This is a genomic window from Cobetia sp. MMG027 (assembly GCF_027947415.1).
Classification (GTDB): domain Bacteria; phylum Pseudomonadota; class Gammaproteobacteria; order Pseudomonadales; family Halomonadaceae; genus Cobetia; species Cobetia marina.
Genome location: NZ_JAQJIO010000036.1, coordinates 1 through 426 on the forward strand (window position 1 = coordinate 1; position 426 = coordinate 426).

Below are 426 nucleotides of genomic sequence, written 5' to 3' on the forward strand. Positions count from 1 at the left end.
TCCTGTCGACATTCCTGCACGTTTTGAAGAGATTCAATGTGATGATGGGCAAACCCAAGCGCTTATCAGCATGAATCGCATTGACGCCTTGATTGATGACTTGCGACGTAACGAGACGCAACTCTATGAAGCCTTCGAACAACCGTCTCATCGCCATGATTGGCTTGTTGAAACAATAAATGAAGTTGCGGGAATTGAGTATCCAGCACAAGTTATGCATTGTCTCGATAAAGCAAGACTTCAAGGTAGGATATAGGGGGCTTTAATTTGAATATTTCGTTTAGGTTCTCCGATGATATCTTTATGTGTAATAGCATACGCCAAAACAGTAGATCCTATTTCAATCAAAGGACGTTGTATGAAATTATTAGCTAACTTGGTGCTAAGTTTGGGCATACTCTTTTCGCTGACTGCCTGTGGCCAGGA

At 42.0% G+C, this 426-nt stretch carries 2 protein-coding genes; one reads left to right on the top strand and one right to left on the bottom strand.

Annotation, left to right across the window (positions count from 1 at the left end; translation table 11 throughout):
- The coding region (locus PJK54_RS17750; RefSeq protein WP_271303518.1) for a hypothetical protein at window positions 1–256 on the top strand (256 nt) is incomplete at its 5' end.
- Here the strand turns inward: PJK54_RS17750 and PJK54_RS17755 are convergent.
- Window positions 241–426 (bottom strand): hypothetical protein (locus tag PJK54_RS17755; RefSeq protein ID WP_271303519.1); only part of this gene is annotated, 186 nt, incomplete at its 5' end. The two genes, PJK54_RS17750 and PJK54_RS17755, sit on opposite strands and share 16 nt — an antisense overlap.